The following is a 20,005-nucleotide window of genomic DNA, read 5'->3' on the forward strand; positions in this document are numbered from 1 at the left end:
CGACAACCGTTCTACCTTAGCCCCAAAATACAGGCTAGTAGATTGCGAAAATTTAGACACATTTGCCATCAGTGCACGAGCGCATCCCGATCAGACAGCTATGCTGTACCCCATGAAGGGCCATGTACAGGCCGAATACTCATGCCAGCGAAAGGGATATCAGATGTTTCCAGGGTTCTATAGTCCGCATCAAGACGGTGCACGGCCATGAGCCTGCCGTTGGATAAAACCAATCGGCGGATCCTGATCGTCGATGACACCCCGACCATCCATGAGGATTTTCGCAAGATCCTCAGCCCCCAGATGAACGCCGAAGACAACCTGAGCAGCGCCGAAGAAGCCCTGTTCGGCGCGCCGGTGGCGGTCGCCAGCACCAGTTTCGTGCTCGATTCGGCGTTCCAGGGCATGGAAGCCTTGAACAAGGTCGAAACGGCGCTGGCCCAGGGGCAGCCCTTCGCCATGGCGTTCATCGACATGCGCATGCCGCCGGGCTGGGACGGCCTGGAAACCATCGAACGGCTGTGGCGCGCCGACCCCAAGCTGCAAGTGGCCCTGTGCACGGCTTACTCGGATTATTCCTGGGAAGACATCGCCGATCGCCTGGACCTGGGCGACCGCTTGCTCATCCTGAAAAAACCCTTCGACGCCATCGAGATCCGCCAGATGGCCAGTACCTTGACCGTCAAATGGCAGATGACCGAGGACGCGGCGCTGAAAATGGACATGCTCGAACGCGCGGTCGAGGAGCGCACCCGGGAACTGGCCGACGCCAACATCATCGTGCAAAACAGCCCGACCATTCTCTATCGCCTGCGGGGCGAGCCGCCGTTTCCATTGATGTACATCTCCCACAACATCACCAAGTTCGGTCATTCCGCGGCGCAACTGACCAACGCGCCGGATTGGGCGCAAACCCTGATCCACCCCGACGACCAGGACAAAGTCCATGAGGCCATGGTCCGCGTCCTGGACCGCGACACTGCGGGGGCTTCCATCGAGTTTCGCATGCGCACCGGCGACGACACGTTCCGCTGGGTGGAGAACCGCTACATACCGGTGCGCAACGATCAGGGCCTGTTGCTGGAAGTGGAAGGCATCATCCTCGACATCACCGAGCGCAAGCTGGCCGAAGAGAAGATCGCCCTGCTGGCCCGCACCGACGGCCTGACCGGGCTGGCCAACCGTGCCACGGTGATCGAGCGCCTGCACCAGGCCTTCGCCGCCGCTCGTCGGGGAGCTGCGCCGTTTGCCATGTTCTACCTGGACCTGGACCACTTCAAACGGATCAACGATACCTTGGGCCACCCCATCGGTGACCTGCTGTTGCAGGAAGTCGCCGCCCGGATCAAGGCCTGTACCCGGGAAAACGACGTGGTGGCGCGCCTGGGCGGCGATGAATTCGCCCTGCTGCAACTGGACGTCCATGAAGCGACCCACTGCGCCGCGCTGGCGGCCAAGATCCGCGATGCCCTCGTGGCGCCGTACTCCCTGGACGGCAACGATGTGCGGATCTCGGTGAGCATTGGCATCGCCCTGTACACCCCGCAGAGCCTGAGTGCCGACAGCCTGATGGCGCAGTCCGACATGGCCCTGTACCGTTCCAAGGAAAAGGGCCGCAACCAGTACCATTTCCATAACGAGGAGATCAATCAGGAGGTTACCGACCGGGTCGCCCTCGCCAACGACCTGCGCCAAGCGGTCGAAAACAACGAGCTGCACCTGCACTATCTGCCGGAAGTCGACCTTGGCACCGGCAAGATCCTCGGCATGGGCGTGCAAGTGCGCTGGAACCACCCCGAACGTGGCTGGCTGGAGCCGGCGGCCTTCATGCCGGCCGCCGAGAAGACCGGGATCATCATTGGCCTGGGGCATTGGGTGCTGGACCAGGCCTGCCAACAGATGCGCCAGTGGCGCGACCAGGGCATGGCGCCACCGGTGATCGCCATCGACCTGTCCCTGACCCAACTCAAGACCGGCCCGGAACTGATCTACGATGTGCTGCGCACCACCGCGCGCTGGGAACTGGCGCCCTGGGACCTGCGCTTCGACGTCACCGAAGCCACCCTCGCCCAGACCAAGTGGACCCACAACGACGTCTTGCCACGCCTCTGCGAATTGGGCGTGCAGATCGCCATCGATGACTTCGGCACCGAGTACTCCTCGTTCGATTACCTCAAGACCTACCGGGTCAACCACCTCAAGCTCGCCCAGCGTTTCCTCGACAGCGCCAACGCCGACCCCGAGAACGCCACGACGCTGCGGGCGATCATCAACTTCGCCCGGGACGTGGGCATCGGAATCATCGCCGAGGGCGTCGAGACCCAGGAGCAGCGCACTACGCTGATGTCCAGTGGCGGAGCGATGCAGGCCCAGGGGCATTACTTCAGTACCGTGGTCGACAGCGGCCAGGCCGCCGAACTGCTCAAGGCCGGCACCATCGTTCCGGCGACGGACCACTGGACTCGACCTGCGAGCCAGCTATCGGAGAGCAATCCATGAACCCCATGTCGGTCCCTGCCAACCGGCGGATCCTGGTGGTGGACGATACGCCGGCGATCCATCAGGACTTTCGCAAGATCCTCAGCCCCAGCGCCGGCAGCGATGACTCACTGGACGACACCGAGAGCCTGCTGTTCGGCACCCCGCAGGTCAACCGGCTGCAATTCCAGATCGACTCGGCCTATCAGGGTGAAGAAGCGCTGGAACTGGTCAAGCGCGCCCAGGCCGAAGGCCAGCCCTATGCGCTGGTGTTCGCCGACATGCGCATGCCCCCGGGCTGGGACGGCCTGCAAACCATCGAGCAACTGTGGAAAGCCGACCCGCGCCTGCAAATCGCCCTGTGCACGGCGTTCTCGGATTATTCCTGGGAAACCATGTCCGAACGGATCGAGTTCGACGACCAACTGCTGATCCTCAAGAAACCCTTCGACACCCTGGAAATCCGTCAGATGGCCAGCGCCATGACCTGGAAATGGCAACTGGCCCAGGATGCCGCGAGGAAAATGCGCAGCCTGGAGCGCACGATTGAAGAGCGGGTCCAGGAACTGCTCAAGGTGTCTCACTTGTTGCAGTACGACGTGCTCACCGAGCTGCCCAACAGCATGTTGCTCGGCGATCGCCTGACCCAGGCAATGGCCCAGTGTCGCCGACATGACCGGCAACTGGCGGTGATGTTCATCGGCCTGGACCGTTTCAAGCGCGTCAATAACGCGCTGGGACATCCGGTGGGCGACGAAATGCTCAAGCGGGTGGCCCGGGGGCTGGCAACCGTGGTGCGTGAATCCGATTCGGTGTTCCGCTACGGCTCGGATGAATTCGTGGTAATCGCGGGGGACATCGTCGACGCGCAGCAAACCAAAGGCGTGGCCGAAAAACTGCTGGCGGCCATCAGCACCCCGCAGCCCATTGACGGCCATGACCTGAGCGTCACCGCCAGCCTGGGCATCAGCGTGTACCCAACCGACGGTTTCGACGCCGTGGCGCTGATCAAGAAAGCCGAGACGGCGATGCGCAACGTCAAGGAAACCGGGCCTAACGACTACCGTTTCTTCACCGAAGACATGAACCGCCGGGCGCGGCAGCAGCAGACCATCGAATCCGGCCTGCGCCTGGGCCTGCAACGCAAGGAATTCGTGTTGCATTACCAACCTAAGCTCGACCTCAAGAGCGGCAAGGTGGTGGGGGTCGAGGCACTGGTACGCTGGAACAGGCCGGATCATGGCCTGGTCTATCCGTCGGATTTCATTCCGGTCGCCGAGGACAGTGGCCTGATCGTTCCGCTGAGCCAATGGGTGCTTCAGGAAGCCTGCCAACAGGCCTGCCGTTGGCAAGCCCAGGGAATGCGGCCGCTGTACTTGTCGGTGAATATCTCGGCCATCGATTTTCGCCAGCGCGGCTTCGTCGACGGCATTGCCCGCACCCTCAAGGAAACCGGCCTGGACCCGACACAGTTAGAACTGGAGATCACTGAAAGCGTACTGATGCAGAACGTCGATACCACGGTCGCCATCCTCAAGGCCATCAAGCAACTGGGGATACGCCTGGCCATCGACGACTTCGGCACCGGCTATTCGAGCCTGAGCTACCTGCAGAAATTTCCGGTGGATGTGTTGAAGATCGACCAGTCGTTCGTCGGTGACCTGAGCATCGACAGCAACGACGCCAAGCTGGTGAGCACCATCATCAGCCTGGGCAAGAGCCTGAACCTGCACATCATTGCCGAAGGTGTGGAGACCCTCGAGCAATTGGAGTTTCTCAAGAAACACCAATGCGAGGAGGTCCAGGGTTATTACTTCAGCAAGGCCGTGGAACCGCAGGCCTTCGCCGACTGGATGATCGAGTGGGAAAAACGCCAGAACCCGTTTTCGTGAACACCTGAGTGTCATCAACCAAAGTTTCAAGGAAAGCATCCCCATGGCGTCACATGGACTGATTCTGGCTCTCGGCCTGCTCGTGGGATCAAGCGTGACCGCTCACGCCGAACCCCTGGACGAACCCCTCAAGCCCCTGCCCCCGATTCCGACCCTGGACCCCAAGCGCGTCCAGTTGGGGCTGCGGCTGTTCAACGACCCACGGCTGTCGGTGAACAACACCCTGTCCTGCGCCAGTTGCCATCGCCTGGACAAGGGTGGCGCCGACGACAAACCGTTTTCCCTGGGCTTCGACGGCAAGCCCGTGGAAGTCAATACGCCCACCGTGTTCAATGCCGGCCTGAACTTCCACCAGTTCTGGGATGGCCGCGTCGACACCCTGGAGGAACAGGTGAACGCGGTGGTGACCAGCCCGAGGGAAATGAACAATACCTGGGAAACGGTGGTCAAGCGCATCGCCGATGACCCGGGCTATGCCAAGGACTTCAAGGAGGCCTACCCGGACGGGGTGACCCGGCCCAATATCCAGAACGCACTGGCCGATTATGAACGCACCTTGCAGACGCTCAACTCGCGCTTCGACCAATATCTGCTGGGCAACACCGACGTCCTGACCCCCCGGGAAAAGTTCGGCTACGAGCGTTTCAAGGAGTACGGCTGCATCGCTTGCCACCAGGGTGTGAACATTGGCGGCAACATGTTCCAGAAGTTCGGGGTCATGGGCGACTACATCAAGGACCGCGGCAACCCCACTCGAGCCGACGAAGGACGCTTCAACATCACTGGTGATGAAGCGGACCGCCAGGTTTTCAAGGTGCCCAGCCTGCGCAACGTGGCCGTCACCGCGCCGTATTTCCACGATGCGTCGGCGCCGACCCTGGAACACGCGGTGGAGGTGATGTTCAAGTACCAACTGGGGCGTGAGCCGCTCAAGAACGATACGACCCTGATCGTCGAGTTTCTCAAGACGCTGACCGGTGAATCGGGGGGCAAGCCTCTATGACAACTCTCCGTCGCCTCGGTCTTGCGCTCATCGGCCTGTTGCTCGCTTCAGTCCTGCTGTTCATGTACATCAATTCGGGGGCCCAGCAGGCCGCCTCGTACATTGAGTCCCGGGACCTGATCCGCCAGCTCAAGCAGCAAGACGCCATCTGGGACAACGAGGTGCTCAAGTCGCGGATCGCCCTGACCCACGACTACGACCCCCTGGTTTCGCCCCTGCATGAAATGACACGCCTGTGGCATCGTCTCGACGCCATCGAATCGGAGCCCGGGCGCCACAAGTCGTCCCTATGGGAAGCCCAACGTGACGAGTACCTCAAGGCGGTCAAGGAAAAAACCCGACTGGTGGAGCAGTTCAAATCCCACAACGCGGTGCTGCGCAACTCCATGGCCTTCCTGCCCACGGCAGAGGACGACATCCAGGCGCAATTCGCCCGGCTGGCCGACACCGAGCGGCTGCAGCTGCAAAACGTCGCCATCGACACCTACGACCTATTGCTCAGCAGCATGGAGTTCGCCCAGCTCAGCACCCCGGAGGTCGCTGCCGAAGTGCTGCTGGGCCTGAACAGGCTGGACGTCAACAAGGAACGCATGCCGCAGGGGCTTCAAGGTCCCGTTGACATCCTGAGCAGGCACATCGCGCTGATCCTGCGCGAACAACCGCGGGTCAATGAGCTGTTGCAGGGCATCGAAGCGGTGCCCGTGGCCAGTCGCCTGGACACCATCACCGACCTGCTGGAGAAGGACCAGAGCAAAGCCGCGGTCAAGTACGAGCGTAACCACGTCTACCTGCTGGTGTTCGCCACGATCCTGGTATTGATACTGATCTGGCTGGCGATCCGGCTGGTACGCAGCTTCGCCGAGATCAAAAGGGTCAACAATGCCTTGCAAACCGCCAACGACGAGCTGGAACAACGGGTCGAAGAACGCACCCGCCAGCTCAAGGACACCCAGAGCGAGTTGATGGACACCGCCCGCCAGGCCGGCATGGCGGAAATCGCCACCAACGTGCTGCACAACGTCGGCAACGTCCTCAACAGCGTGAACATCTCCGCCGACCTGGTCAGCCGCAAACTGCGCACCAGCAAGGCCGTGGGGCTGGGCAAGGCGATGCAACTGATCAACGAACACGCCGATAACCTGGGGCACTTTCTCACTGAGGACGAGAAAGGCAAGCTGCTGCCCGGCTACCTCAACCAACTGGTCGAAGCCATCGCCCTTGAGCAGCAGGGCCTGATCGACGAACTGGCCCAGTTGAGCAAGAGCGTGGACCACATCAAGGACATCGTCTCCACCCAGCAGTCCTATGCCGGGGCCAACAGCCTGCTGGAACCCTTGGTGGTCAGTGAACTGCTCGAAGATGCCTTGCGCATGAACTCGGGCGCCCTGACCCGCCACCATGTTACGGTGATCAAGGAATACGGCGAGGTGCCGCGGATCATGGGCGACAAACACCGCTTGCTGTTGATCCTGATCAACCTGATCAGTAATGCCAAATACGCCATGGCTGGGGTTTCCAATCATGCGCGGAACATGACCCTGAAGGCCGCCGTCATCGATGGCGAGACCTTGCAAATCAGCGTCAAGGACGAAGGCGAAGGTATCCCGGAGGAAAACATGACGCGCATCTTCGCCCACGGTTTTACCACGCGTAAGGAAGGCCACGGTTTTGGCCTGCACAGCTGCGCACTGGCGGCCATTGAAATGAACGGCCACCTCACCGCCCACAGTGAGGGGCCTGGAAAGGGAGCAACGTTCCAACTCCAGGTGCCCCTGAAACTCGCAGAAGGTGAGCCATGAACAGCCTGAGTAACCGCCGCATCCTGCTGATCGACGATACACCCGCCATTCATGAAGATTTCCGCAAGATCCTCACCCCGGAGGATGACAGCAACGCCGACTTGCTGGACATGGAAAGCGCATTGTTCGGCGAAGCACCGAAACCTGCCGCCACCGTGTTCGAACTCGACTCGGCCTATGGCGGGCAGGAAGGCCTGAACAAATTGCTGGAGGCGGCAGCGAAAGAGCGCCCTTATGCCCTGGCGTTTGTCGACATGCGTATGCCCGAAGGCTGGGATGGCGCCAAGACCATCGAAGAACTCTGGAAGCGCGACCCGCAGTTGCAGGTGGTGGTCTGCACGGCGTATTCGGATTATTCCTGGGATGAACTGCTCGACCGTCTCAACGGCCACGACCGGTTGCTGATCCTGAAAAAACCCTTCGACAACATCGAAGTCCAGCAGATGGCCAATACCCTGACCACCAAATGGGAAATGACCTCTCGCGCGCAATTGAAAATGAACAAGCTCGAAGACCTGGTGGAACAACGGACCCTGGCGTTCAAACAGGCCAGCGAGCTGCTGCAAATGGAAATCGACGAACGCAAGATGCTGGAAACCCAACTGGTGCAGTCGGAAAAACTTGCCTCGCTGGGTCAGTTGGCGGCCGGGGTGGCCCACGAAATCAACAACCCGATCGGCTTCATTTCTTCCAACCTGGGGGCCTTGGACGGCTACTTCGGCAAACTCCAGGAAATGCTCAGCGCCTACGGCAGTGCCGAGGAAGCCATCGCCTCGCCGGAGCTGGTGGTGAACTTGAGAAAGCTGCGCGAACAGGTGGAGCTGGATTTCCTGGTCGAGGACATCCCCTTGCTGATCAAGGAATCCAAGGATGGCATCGGCCGCGTCGGGCAGATCGTCAAGGACCTGAAGGACTTCTCCCGCGTCGATTCCAGCCAGGAATGGCAGATGGCCAATTTACAGCAGGGCATGGATTCGACGTTGAACATCGTCGCCAATGAAATCAAGTACAAGGCCGACGTGGTCAAGGAGTACACGCCGCTGCCGGAAGTGGAATGCCTACCCTCGCAGATCAACCAGGTGATCATGAACCTGATCGTCAACGCCGCCCAGGCCATCGGCCCCGAACGCGGCACCATCACCCTGCGCAACGGCGTCGCCGATGAAACCGTGTGGATCGAAGTCTCCGACAATGGCTCGGGCATCCCCCCCGAAACCTTGCAGAAAATCTTCGACCCGTTCTTCACCACCAAACCCATAGGCCAGGGCACAGGGCTGGGGCTGTCGTTGTCCTACGGCATCGTGAAAAAACACAACGGCGAGATCACGGTACGCAGTGAAGTCGGCGTCGGCACCACCTTCCGCGTGGAATTGCCGGTGCGGCAGATGAAGCAGGCGAGCTGAGCCACACCTGGGGTGAGAACACTGTAGAAGCTGTGGGAGCAAGGCTTGCCCGCGATGGGGACGACTCGGTACTTCAGAAACCGAGACGCCTGTATCGCGAGCAAGCTTTGCTCCCACAGCCCTGCTCCCATGACAATCCCCTCGCCATAGGGTTGCCCGCCGTTTCGCTGTCAGCGCAGAATGCCTCCACCGCCTCGCCCATCGCTCACCCCCAAGGAAACCGTATGAGCCTGTCTCTGCTGAGTCGTTACGCCTTCTTTGCTGGCTGTGTCATCTTCACCCTCGCCAGCCTGCCGTTCCTGCAACACGACTGGCTCTGGCCGATCACGCTGGTGACCGGGCTGTTGAGCCTGCTGGGGTTGTTCGACCTGTTGCAAAGCCGTCACGCCGTGCGGCGCAACTATCCGATCCTGGGCAATATCCGTTACCTGGTGGAAGGCATCCGCCCGGAGATCCGCCAATACCTGCTCGAATCCGACAGCGACGCCCTGCCCTTCTCCCGGGCCCAGCGTTCACTGGTGTATTCCCGGGCCAAGAACGAAAGCGCCGACAAACCATTCGGCACCTTGATCGACGTCTACCAGACCGGCTTCGAATTCATCGGCCATTCCATGCGCCCGGCCCCGTTGAGCGACCCTAACGGTTTTCGCGTAACGGTCGGCGGCCCGCAGTGCACCCAGCCGTACTCGGCGTCGGTGTTCAACATCTCGGCCATGAGCTTCGGCTCCCTGAGCGCCAACGCGATCCGGGCACTGAACCAGGGCGCCAAGCTGGGCAACTTCGCCCACGACACCGGTGAAGGCAGCATCAGCCCCTACCACCGTGAACACGGCGGCGACCTGACCTGGGAGCTGGGCAGCGGCTACTTCGGCTGCCGCACCAGCGACGGGCGCTTCGACCCGGAGCGCTTCGCCGCCCAGGCGCAGAACCCGCAGGTGCGGATGATCGAAATCAAGATGAGCCAGGGCGCCAAACCCGGCCACGGCGGCATCCTGCCCAAGCACAAGGTCACCCGGGAAATCGCCGAGACCCGTGGCATCCTCATGGGCGAGGATTGTGTTTCACCGTCTCGCCATAGCGCGTTTTCCACGCCTATCGAATTGATGCAGTTCGTCCAGCAACTGCGTGAGCTGTCCGGCGGCAAACCGGTAGGCTTCAAATTCTGCCTGGGCCACCCCTGGGAATTCATGGGCATCGCCAAGGCCATGCTGGAAACCGGGATCCTGCCAGACTTCATCGTGGTGGACGGCAAGGAAGGCGGCACGGGCGCAGCGCCGGTGGAGTTCACCGATCACATCGGCGTGCCGCTGCGCGAAGGCCTGCTGTTCGTACACAACACCCTGGTGGGCCTGAACCTGCGGGACAAGATCAAGCTCGGCGCCAGCGGCAAGATCGTCAGCGCCTTCGACATCGCCAGCGTCCTGGCCATCGGCGCCGACTGGGCCAACGCCGCGCGCGGCTTCATGTTTGCCATCGGCTGCATCCAGTCCCAAAGCTGCCACACCAACAAATGCCCCACCGGCGTCGCCACCCAGGACACCCTGCGCCAACGCGCCCTGGTCGTCCCGGACAAGGCCCAGCGGGTCTACAACTTCCACCGCAACACCCTCAAGGCCCTGGCCGAAATGCTCGCCGCCGCCGGGCTCGAGCATCCGTCGCAATTGCAGCCCAAGCATCTGGTGCGGCGGATGTCGGCCACCGAGGTGAAGTTGTTTTCTCAGTTGCATGTGTTTCTGAAGCCGGGGGAATTGCTGACGGGTGAGGTCAATGGGGCGTTTTATTCGCGGATGTGGCAGATGGCGCGGGCGGACAGTTTTGAGCCGCAGGAGGTGGTGGCTGCGTAATAGTGGCTTGATTGCCTGCCTCGGTTGAGGCAGGTGTTGCTTTGAGAATAAATAGAGAAGCAATCATCTGCCTATTCACAAGGGAGAGGGATTGATCCCAATCCTTCTCCAACAGCGGTTTGATGTCAGATAAAGATTGCGCCACTACCCACCAGCGCTTGTGCCCATGACACTTAAGTAGCTGGAAGTTGCTGAAATAGATCCAATTGGGGCCTTCAGAAATCAGGGCATAGCCGCCACGCTCAACGACCTCCAAAACGACGCTTGGGAGCAGGCGAACGTAAAACTTTGGTCGTATACCTGTTTGATTGTAATAACTGAATGGCAAATACCAGATTAAAGACTCAAGCACGATTTCATCGCCTGGTCGAACGACTTCCTGGAGTTCAGCAGCCAGCACATCGAGCCTGAAATCCCTTCGCAAATCGGTACCATTCAAGCCATCATCTTGTCGATATACCGATTGCAGACCCAGTACTTCCGCTGCCAGCACAATCATTCCGGTCAAAACCAGAACATCAGCTCGTCGCGCCAACCTATCCAGCGCTACAGCGACGACGAAAGGCACCCCAACCGCCGCGAAAACCAGATAGCGAGGGACAAACATCGGGATAGCTAATGCCACCAACACAAGGACGACAGTCGGTATAAAAAAATAGCCAATCAGTAATCCGCTGAAACGAAGCGGGGTATTGTCTTTCCAAACCAGCATTGCCGCACTTGCGGCAACTCCTATCAAAGGTAGTGCACACACAAGCAATGATTGCGTCTGCCACCCGTTCATCAAAATGAACTGCCAAACGAGACTCAGCACTGCCTGCGCTGTGACAGGCGGTATCCAATTGAGCATATAGCTGGCGGATAGCTGGTCGATAAAATGCGGCAACCAAGGCACAAACAACAGCGCAATCACACCATTGACCAACATCCAGGACCGCACGGGTAGCACTGTTTGATATTTCCCCGGTCGCCCCCACCACCAATAAAACCAATGCACTAGCACACACAGCGCGGCAAAGTAGTGGGTATAGAAAGCGGCGGTCATCAGCAATACATAGGTAACCGGGAAACGCTTTTTCCCTGGTTCTTTCACCCAACAAACCAATGCAACGGTTGCTCCCATCAACCAGAATCCGAGCAAGGTATACATCCGAGCTTCCTGGCTGTATCGAACCGAGATGGGCAGCAACGCCAATAGCAACGCAGCCACCCAGGTCGCCCTTCGCGTAGCAACCAGGCTCATCAACTTTATGCCAAGCAAGACCGTACCCACATCCGCGATCACACTCAGCGACCTGACGGCCAAAGCTCCATCACCGAACCAAGCAATCCAGTAGTGCAGCACGAGGTAATAAAGAGGTGGGTGAACGTCTCGGGCCGTAAGCGACCAGATCTGCCAAGGCTCATGCCGGGCAAGCAGTACGCTGAAAGCCTCGTCATACCAGATAGCGGGCAGCGTGATTCCGTGAAATCGCACGACGAACGCAAGGATGGTCACGGTCGCCAACGCTGAGCGGTCCAGCCGAATCAATGAGTTGTTGAGAAAACCGTTCCATAACGTTTTCACGGGCGCTCCCGATCCAACCGGCCGTTGCCTGGTGCCGTTCAATCTATGTTCTGCGCCAGCACAAGGTCTACTGTAGGTACTAACAGGTACCGGTGGCTCCATAACGCGTGGCGAGGGAATTTATCCCCGTTTGACTGCGCCGCAGGCACAAACGCTCATGAAAGATTGAGGAGGTTTCGAAGGTCCCAATGAGAAAGCCCCGATCATCAGACCGGGGCTTTGCTATACATCGCCGTCCACTTACGAAGCTGAACGCACCGAACCCTGCACATCACCCGTCGGTTGCAACTTGAAGGTATAGAACAGCGCCGTCAGCAGCACCAGGAACGCCGGGCCGACATAGAGCGCCACGCGGGTGTCGGGGAAGTACGCCATCAGACCCACCACCAGAACCAGGAACGCCAGCGCCAGGTACGAGCTGACCGGGTACAGCCACATGCGGTATTTCAGGGCCGCACGCTCTGAAGCGCTCAAGCCTTTGCGGAATTTGAGCTGGGCCAGCAGGATCATCACCCAGGTCCAGATCGCGCCGAAGGTGGCGATGGAGGTGACCCAGACGAAGACTTTTTCCGGTACCAGATAATTGAGCAGCACGCCCAGCAGCAGCGCGGCGATGGACAGCAGCAGCGCGCGGCGCGGCACGCCGTTGGCCGAAGTCTTGGCGAAACCGGCCGGGGCCTGGCCGTTCTGCGCCAGGCTGTAGAGCATCCGCCCGGTGCTGAAGATCCCACCGTTGCAGGAGGACAGCGCGGCGGTGATCACCACGAAGTTGATGATCCCGGCGGCGGTCTTGATACCCAGGCGCTCGAAGGTCATCACGAACGGGCTGCCCTGGGTGCCGATCTCGTTCCATGGGTAGATCGACAGGATCACGAACAACGCCCCGACGTAGAACAGCAGGATCCGCCAGAACACCGAGCCGATGGCGTTGGGGATGGTTTTCTGCGGGTCCTTCGCTTCACCGGCGGTCAGGCCGATCATCTCCACGCCCAGGTAGGCGAACATCACCATTTGCAGGGACATCAACACGCCCTGCACGCCATTGGGCATGAAGCCGCCGTGGGTCCAGAGGTTGGAAATGCCCAGGGCCACGCCGTCATTGCCGAACCCGAAGGCGATGATGCCGACGCCGCCGATGACCATGGCGATGATGGTGACGATCTTGATCAGGGCGAACCAGAACTCGAATTCACCGAAGGCCTTGACCGCGATCAGGTTGATCGAACCCATGCTGACCAGCGCAGCCAGGGCCCAGATCCAGCGGGGCACATCGGGAAACCAGATGCCCATGTACACCGCCACGGCGGTGATCTCCGCCACGCAGGTCACCAGCCAGAGGAACCAGTAGTTCCAACCGGTGAGAAAGCCCGCCAACGGGCCAAGATAGTCCTGGGCATAGCGGCTGAACGATCCGGCCACCGGGTTATGCACGGCCATCTCACCGAGGGCGCGCATGATCACCAGGATCGCCAGGCCACCAATGATGTAGGACAGCATGATCGCCGGACCGGCCATTTCGATGGCCTTGGCCGAGCCGAGGAACAGCCCGACACCGATGCAGGCGCCAAGCGCCATCAGGCGGATATGCCGCTCACCGAGTTCACGTTTGAGCGGACCGCCCTGGGCGGTCTCGCCATGGGGCAGATGATTGCCGACAGGCATAGGGATAACCTCGTCTTGTTATTGGATTAGCCACCGAGTATCCAAGGCCACAGGCCGATAAGCCTGCAACCTTGCCGAAACCGGGTCTGTCTTGTGGGCAGACCGTCCTGTGGAACAACACCCTCAGGATCAGCGGGCCATGCAGTATAAAAAGCCAGGGATAGAGAGTTTCACTGTAAAACCTGGTAAATCCAGGGATAAGCCTAAGTTGGAATCCGGTTTTGCAGAGGCCTTGTCTGGAATAGAGGTCATTCAGAAAACGGCGCCGAGTATTGCACAACGATGGTGCAACGTCTTGCCTGGGTACAGGCAGATGGCTCTGGTGCAAGGTTTTCAGACAGTTCTCCTTGTGATGCGGAGATTAATCTGTGGCGAGGGGATTTATCCCCTCGCCACAGATGAGTTCCATCACAACTGGTAAATCCCACCACAACAGATAAATTCCCTCTCCACAGGAAAACCATATTTTCCTGTCCAAACAGGGAGCATGAGGGCTTCACAGCCATGCGGTATCCCAGAGCGGGTAATCCCCGATACATTCCACCAGCCCAGCCCGAATCGGATTGGCGATGATGTAGTCGGCGCTGGGGCGCAGCTCTTCATTGTCACGAATCGCGCGGTCATGAAAGCCACTTTGCCAAAGCGGACCAGTGGCTCCGATCATGCTATTGACGCTATGGGTACAGCGAGCTTTGGTAGCGCCGATGACACGACTCAGATGGCCCTCGTGGATTTGCAGCAACCAATGGAAATGATCCGGCATCACCACCCAGGCTAAAGAGCTGACCAGACCCGAATCATGGGCACGTTTGAATTCTGCAACCAATAGTCTTCCAACCTTCCAGTTGGCAAAAACAGGACGTCGTTGATGAACAACAGCAGTCACCAGATAAGCTCGTCCTGGCTCGGAATAACGACCTCGACGCAAGCGATGGGAATTGGGGTGTGGATGCATTCCTTGCTTCCTTTGAAGGGGTTTGAATGCAGCCTAGCCATGCCGCTGGTTTGTCGACGCTGCAAAGGTCGAGCGAAATTTCCGAGACTTGCGTAATCCCTATGATGAGAGGGATTTATCTGTGGCGAGGGGATTTATCCCCGCTGGACTGCGAAGCAGTCCCCCCAGATGAAATCCGGTATGTCTGAACAAATTGAATTGTCTGCATTGGGGCTGCCTCGCAGCCCAGCGGGGATAAATCCCCTCGCCACAAAGAAATGCCACTGGTCATGACAGACCAGGGCCAACAATTTCCCCTCCCCCCACGCCAACCACCGTCTAAGCTTCAAGCAAGTCCGATCAATCTGCGTGAATGGATCAGTCGACTATGGGCGCTTTGTGGCAAACCGATTCGAATGAACCTATGGTCCCGACTGAACGTATGGAAGAAGCGCCTTTACCTCAAAAAAAACGCCGCGCACGGCATGGCTGGCGGGCATTCTGGTTGTTGTTGCTGATTATCGTGGTGGTGGTCGGCCTGGCGGTGGCCAAGGAGATGCGCACGTCGCGGTTTCAGGCCCGGGAGCTCAGCAAGTACGCCGCGTCCCTGAACTATGCGGTGCAGCCAGGGCCCAGCGATGCCATCGTCTACCCTGGCGCGGGCCCGTTCGACCGACGCCTGGGCTACAGCGCGCTGGGGGAATTCCTGCCGCGCTTGCTCAAGCGCGACTACGTGATCCAGGCCCAGGCGCGGTTTTCGCCGGCGCTGATGGGCTACGTCGAAAAAGGCCTGTTCGTGCCCTATGCGGAAAAGATCCAGGCCGGGCTGACCATCACCGATTGCCGCGCCGCACCGGTCTATCAGTTCAAGTACCCGCAGCAACTGTATGCGAACTTCGAGGCGATCCCGCCCGTGGTGGTGCAGAGCCTGTTGTTTATCGAGAACCGCTTTCTGCTCGACCCCAAGCAACCGCTGGCAAACCCGGCAGTGGACTGGCCACGTTTCGCCATGGCGGCCTGGTCGCAAGTCGCCAAGCTGTTGAGCCTGCCGGGGCAGTCCGCCGGCGGCAGCACGCTGGCGACACAGCTGGAAAAATACCGTCACTCTCCCGAGGGCCTCACGGTGTCGGGCGGGGAGAAAATCCGCCAGATGATTTCCGCCAGCGTGCGGGCCTACCAGGCCGGCCCGCAAACCCTCGAGGCGCGGCAACGGATCATCCGCGACTACCTAAACAGCGTGCCGCTCTCCGCCGTGCCGGGGCACGGTGAAGTCCATGGCATGGCGGAAGGCTTGCGGGTCTGGTACGGCGCCGATTTCAAGCGGGCCAATGAACGCCTGTTCAGTACCGCCAACGACCCCAAGAGCCTGGCGGAAAAAGGCCTGGCCCTGCGGGAAATGCTGTCGTTGATGATCGCCCAGCGCCGCCCGTCCCATTACCTGTCCAAGGGCCACGATGAACTGGCGCGCCTGACCGACAGCCACATCCGGCTACTGGCGCAGAACGGCGTTATTGATGCGGCGCTGTCCGAGGCAGCCCTGGCGAGCAAGGTCAGTTATCGCGACTGGGTCCAGGACCCGACGGTCCAGCCCAACGAAACCAACAAGGGCATCAGCGCCGCCCGCAGTCGCCTCGCCACGCTGCTCAATCGCCCGCTGTACGACCTCGATCGTCTGGACCTCTCGGCCACCAGCACCTTGCAAAGCGACTTGCAGGCCCAGGCCACCGAGTACCTCAAGCGCTTGGCCGACCCGGCCTTCGCGACCGAGATCGGCCTGATGGGCGAACGCCTGCTGACCCCCTCCAGCACCACCCAGGTGCGCTACAGCTTCACCCTGCTGGAACTGACCCCCGATGGCTCGCGCGTGCGGGTGCAGACCGACAGCACCGACCAGCCCTTCGACATCAACGAAGGCAGCAAACTGGAGCTGGGTTCCACCGCCAAGCTGCGGGTGCTCACCACCTACCTGCAAATCATCGCCGAACTGCACGAACGTTATGCCCAGCAGACCCCGGCGGCGTTGAAGAAAACCGAGATTGCCGAACAGGACCGCCTTTCCCGCTGGGCCGTCGACTACCTGGTCCAGAACAGCGACCGCAGCCTGCCGAAAATGCTCGAGGCGGCGCTGGATCGCACGTATTCCGCCAGCCCTGGCGAGGCGTTCTTCACTGGCGGCGGGCTGCATACCTTCCACAACTTCCGCAAGGAAGACGACGGTCGCATGCCCACGCTGCGTGACTCCTTGCGAGAATCGATCAACCTGCCCTTCATCCGCCTGATGCGCGACCTGGTGCGCTACGCCACCTATGCCGGCCCCAATAACAGCTCCGAGCTGCTCAAGGACGACAAGGACCCGCGCCGCCAGGAATACCTGGCCCAGTTCGCCGACCGCGAAGGCACTTCGTTCCTGCTCAGGTTCTGGAAGAAGTACCAGAAAAAGGACACCGGCCAGCGCCTGGAAACCTTCCTCGACGGCATGCGTCCTACGGCGATCCGCCTGGCCGCCGTGCACCGCTATTTCTTTCCCAACGACAGCCAGGAGAGCTTCAACCGCTTCGTGCGCGCGCACTTGAAGTCGGCCAAGAGCGCCGAAAAACTCACCGACGAACGCCTGGAGCGGCTCTACCAGAGCTACGGCCCCGGCGCCTATGACCTGCCGGACCAGGGTTTCATCGCCAAGGTCCACCCGCTGGACCTGTGGTTGATGGGCTACCTGCTGAACAATCCCGAGGCCAAGTTCAGCCAGATCGTCAAGGCCAGTGAGTTCGAGCGTCAGGAGGTCTACAGCTGGCTGTTCAAGAGCCGGCACAAGAGCGCCCGGGACAGTCGCATCCGCACCATGCTGGAGATCGAAGCGTTCCTGGATATCCACCAGCGCTGGCAACAAGTCGGCTATCCGTTCGACCATCTGGTGCCGTCGCTGGCCACTGCCATCGGCAGCTCCGGCGACCGCCCCGCTGCCCTGGCGGAACTGGTGGGCACCATCCTCAACGACGGCATCCGGCAGCCGGCGCTGCGCATCGACAGCCTGGACTTTGCCGTCAATACGCCCTACGAAACGCGGTTGGTCAACGACCCGGACAACGGCAAGCGCGTGATGCCGGTGGAAGTGGCCCAGGCCCTGCGCGGCGCGCTGTCCCAGGTGGTGGACGCCGGCACCGCGAAACGCGTGGCCGGCAGTTTCAAACTGGCCGACGGTACGCCGCTGGCCATGGGCGGCAAGACCGGCACCGGCGACAACCGTATCGAAGCCGTCGGTTCCGGTGGACGGGTGATCAGCTCCAAATCGATCAACCGCACCGCCACCTTCGTGTTCTACATCGGCGACAGCCACTTCGGCACCCTCACCGCCTTCGTCCCGGGGGCTTCGGCGCAGAACTTCAAGTTCACCTCGGCTTTGCCGGTGCAGGTGCTCAAGGGCATGGCGCCGTTTCTCTCGCCGTACTTGCAACCGGGCAGCCAGACCCAGTGCAAGCCGTTGGTGGCAAGCCAGTAAGTTACGACACATGTGGATGTAGGAGCTGACGAGTGTAACGAGGCTGCGATCTTGTCCCAGACAGTTGAGTCACAAGCGAAAAATCAAGATCAAAAGATCGCAGCCTCCGGCAGCTCCTACAGAGCACTCTCTCGCCACAGAGCACTCGCAGCCTTATCGATGTGGCGCGGTGAGTTACAGGCTGACCCGAGGGACCGCGTCGAAAATCACGGTGAAGTCTGCGTTATACATGCCAGGTGAGAGTGGACGAGTAGGCGAGTTCGCAACAACGACACGCATGTCCGCCTGGGTACCGGGCGTGGACGTGGCATCGTCCACGACTTCCTGAGGTAGGTTGTCCAGAGGTACATCGTTGAACAAAACCCTCAGGCTCACAATATCTATACCATTGCTCAAATGGACGGCCCCGGTGCTCGCGCCACCCTCGATGTAGGCGTGGACCGAACCCTCGGTGTTCTTCACGTCAAAGGTGTGACGCAAAGAGGTGAACTTGTAGGTCAGGGGGTTGTAATACATGTATTCGTCCTTACCGAACTCCGGATCCCGTGGCTGCACATGAAACTGCTTGTTCGGAATGTTCGCGGTGATATGGATGGCTGCGCGAGCATCATCAGCCGCCAACACTAATAAAGGGCTCAGGGCTGCAATAACCAGGGCCGTTACGGATACTATTTTTTTAAACATACTTGCTCTTCTTCTGATTAATAAACGAAGTACAGACTCCCCGTGGCGCGGTGAGTTACAGGCTAACCCGAGGGACCGCGTCGAAAATCACGGTGATAAGCCCGGTGTAAAGACCTGACTGGCTGGAATTAATCGGGAACGGCGCGAAGATGTGCATCTCGGCCTGTGTACCTGGCGTGGACGTGGCGTCGTCCACCACTTCCTGCGGTATGCCAGTGAACAGGGGAACATTGTTGAACATGACCGCAATGACAATCTGATTCGAGCCATTGTCCAGCCAGGAATTCCCCTCAACGTAGGCATGGACCGAACCCTCGGTGTTCTTCACATCGAAGATCTGGCGCACCGGGGACAATTTTCTGGTCACCGGGTTGTAATGCATGACCTCGTCCTTGCCGAACTCCGGATCCCGTGGCTGCACATGAAACTGCTTGTTCGGAATGTTGGCGGTGATGTGAATCGAGGAGCGAGCATCATCGGCCGCAAAGCCTGGCGCAGGGCCCAGGGCAGCACCTAGAGCCGTAACGAAAACCATTTTTTTCAACATGTGTAGCTCCTTTTTTTATAGTAAGTAAAACCCCTGGCGAGGGCGCTTGCTCAAGTGTCCTCGCCACGGGGTTTGGTGCAAATGCTCGACTCCCTGAGCCTCACCACTCCACGCTCTTGCATCGACAGCCCTACGGCGCGGTGGCGTCGAACACCATGTGCACCGTGCCGTAGTAGTCGCCTGGCTTGTAGTCGTCATCGGGCTTGATGGCGGCGATGACCAGCGGCACCTGGCGCCCGGGCCGGGCCTCGGTGGCCGAGACCACTTGGGCCGAATTCAGGGTCAGTTCGACGTTGTTGAATGTCACTCGCAAGTCAATGCGATCACGGCCATTGGACAAGTACGCCTCTTCCCCCAGGCGCGCGCCGATGGAGCCGTTGCTGTTCTTCACCTCGTAGGTCGCCCGCAAGGGGCTGAGGTCGGTGGTGATGGTGCTGAAGGGCAAGCGTTGTTCGCGTTGGACCAGTTGCGGGTCCAGCGGCAACACATAGAAGTCGACTGTCGGGATGGTCACGTAGAGTTCGAACGTTTCCCGCTCCACCGCGCCCCAGGCCGAGGCCCCAGGCAATATCAATGCGCTCAATGCGAGGGGGCGTAACACTGACTTGAACAACAATGCCTTGAACAACAACGCCTTGAACAATAGGGTCTTGAACATTCTGATTACCTCTGGCGACGACGGTTCGGCGACGGCGG

The 20,005-nt window shown here is 60.0% G+C and carries 14 protein-coding genes and 1 pseudogene; 9 read left to right on the top strand and 6 right to left on the bottom strand.

The window, feature by feature from the left end; translation table 11 throughout:
- Positions 1 to 207 precede the first annotated feature (207 nt).
- From PBDP_RS23655 to PBDP_RS23680, 7 genes and pseudogenes are all read left to right on the top strand, one after another.
- A complete protein-coding gene (locus PBDP_RS23655) occupies positions 208 to 2,499 on the top strand; it encodes a GGDEF/EAL domain-containing response regulator (protein WP_116833356.1) in 2,292 nt (763 codons plus the stop codon).
- On the top strand, positions 2,496 to 4,370 hold the full coding sequence (locus PBDP_RS23660) for a two-component system response regulator (RefSeq protein WP_116833357.1): 1,875 nt from the start codon (positions 2,496 to 2,498) through the stop codon (positions 4,368 to 4,370). The genes PBDP_RS23655 and PBDP_RS23660 overlap by 4 nt, the downstream gene beginning before the upstream one ends.
- A 43-nt stretch (positions 4,371 to 4,413) precedes the next feature.
- A complete protein-coding gene (locus PBDP_RS23665; protein WP_212801397.1) occupies positions 4,414 to 5,373 on the top strand; it encodes a cytochrome-c peroxidase in 960 nt (319 codons plus the stop codon).
- Complete coding sequence (locus PBDP_RS23670; RefSeq protein WP_212801398.1) at positions 5,370 to 7,172, top strand: DAHL domain-containing sensor histidine kinase; 1,803 nt, start codon at positions 5,370 to 5,372, stop codon at positions 7,170 to 7,172. Before PBDP_RS23665 ends, PBDP_RS23670 begins: the two co-directional genes overlap by 4 nt.
- A gap of 590 nt (positions 7,173 to 7,762) precedes the next feature.
- A pseudogene (locus PBDP_RS30415) lies at positions 7,763 to 7,849 on the top strand (hypothetical protein); the annotation flags it as partial.
- Between the two features lie 291 nt (positions 7,850 to 8,140).
- The gene (locus PBDP_RS30420; protein WP_502936880.1) at positions 8,141 to 8,575 is read left to right on the top strand and encodes a sensor histidine kinase; all 435 of its coding nucleotides are present in this window, start codon (positions 8,141 to 8,143) and stop codon (positions 8,573 to 8,575) included.
- Between the two features lie 224 nt (positions 8,576 to 8,799).
- Complete coding sequence (locus tag PBDP_RS23680; RefSeq protein WP_212801399.1) at positions 8,800 to 10,419, top strand: FMN-binding glutamate synthase family protein; 1,620 nt, start codon at positions 8,800 to 8,802, stop codon at positions 10,417 to 10,419.
- Here the strand turns inward: PBDP_RS23680 and PBDP_RS23685 are convergent.
- Complete coding sequence (locus PBDP_RS23685) at positions 10,340 to 11,986, bottom strand: glycosyltransferase family 39 protein (protein WP_232201120.1); 1,647 nt, start codon at positions 11,984 to 11,986, stop codon at positions 10,340 to 10,342. The two genes, PBDP_RS23680 and PBDP_RS23685, sit on opposite strands and share 80 nt — an antisense overlap.
- 240 nt (positions 11,987 to 12,226) lie before the next feature.
- Positions 12,227 to 13,648: an amino acid permease gene (locus PBDP_RS23690; protein ID WP_109753745.1), complete on the bottom strand. Its 1,422-nt coding sequence runs from the start codon at positions 13,646 to 13,648 to the stop codon at positions 12,227 to 12,229.
- A gap of 139 nt (positions 13,649 to 13,787) precedes the next feature.
- Here PBDP_RS23690 and PBDP_RS23695 point away from each other — a divergent pair, with 139 nt between their 5' ends.
- Positions 13,788 to 14,069, top strand: a complete 282-nt coding sequence (locus PBDP_RS23695; RefSeq protein ID WP_212801400.1) for a hypothetical protein — start codon at positions 13,788 to 13,790, stop codon at positions 14,067 to 14,069.
- 75 nt (positions 14,070 to 14,144) lie between these two features.
- On the opposite strand, the gene PBDP_RS23700 is transcribed toward PBDP_RS23695, so the two are convergent.
- Positions 14,145 to 14,603 (bottom strand): REP-associated tyrosine transposase, encoded by a 459-nt coding sequence (locus PBDP_RS23700; protein ID WP_109753743.1) that lies wholly within the window; start codon positions 14,601 to 14,603, stop codon positions 14,145 to 14,147.
- A 367-nt stretch (positions 14,604 to 14,970) separates the two neighbouring features.
- Between PBDP_RS23700 and PBDP_RS23705 the strand changes: the two genes are divergently transcribed.
- Positions 14,971 to 18,078, top strand: coding sequence for a transglycosylase domain-containing protein (locus tag PBDP_RS23705; protein WP_212801401.1), 3,108 nt, complete (start codon positions 14,971 to 14,973; stop codon positions 18,076 to 18,078).
- Between the two features lie 174 nt (positions 18,079 to 18,252).
- Here the strand turns inward: PBDP_RS23705 and PBDP_RS23710 are convergent, their stop codons facing one another.
- From PBDP_RS23710 to PBDP_RS23720, 3 genes are all read right to left on the bottom strand, one after another.
- Positions 18,253 to 18,762: a CS1 type fimbrial major subunit gene (locus PBDP_RS23710; RefSeq protein ID WP_212801402.1), complete on the bottom strand. Its 510-nt coding sequence runs from the start codon at positions 18,760 to 18,762 to the stop codon at positions 18,253 to 18,255.
- Between the two features lie 55 nt (positions 18,763 to 18,817).
- Entirely contained in the window at positions 18,818 to 19,309 is a 492-nt protein-coding gene (locus PBDP_RS23715) for a CS1 type fimbrial major subunit (protein WP_212801403.1), read from the bottom strand.
- Positions 19,310 to 19,439: 130 nt separating this feature from the next.
- Positions 19,440 to 19,967 (bottom strand): CS1 type fimbrial major subunit, encoded by a 528-nt coding sequence (locus PBDP_RS23720; protein ID WP_502936855.1) that lies wholly within the window; start codon positions 19,965 to 19,967, stop codon positions 19,440 to 19,442.
- Positions 19,968 to 20,005: the final 38 nt, after the last annotated feature.

The organism is Pseudomonas sp. St290 (assembly GCF_018325805.1).
GTDB lineage: Bacteria > Pseudomonadota > Gammaproteobacteria > Pseudomonadales > Pseudomonadaceae > Aquipseudomonas > Aquipseudomonas bijieensis.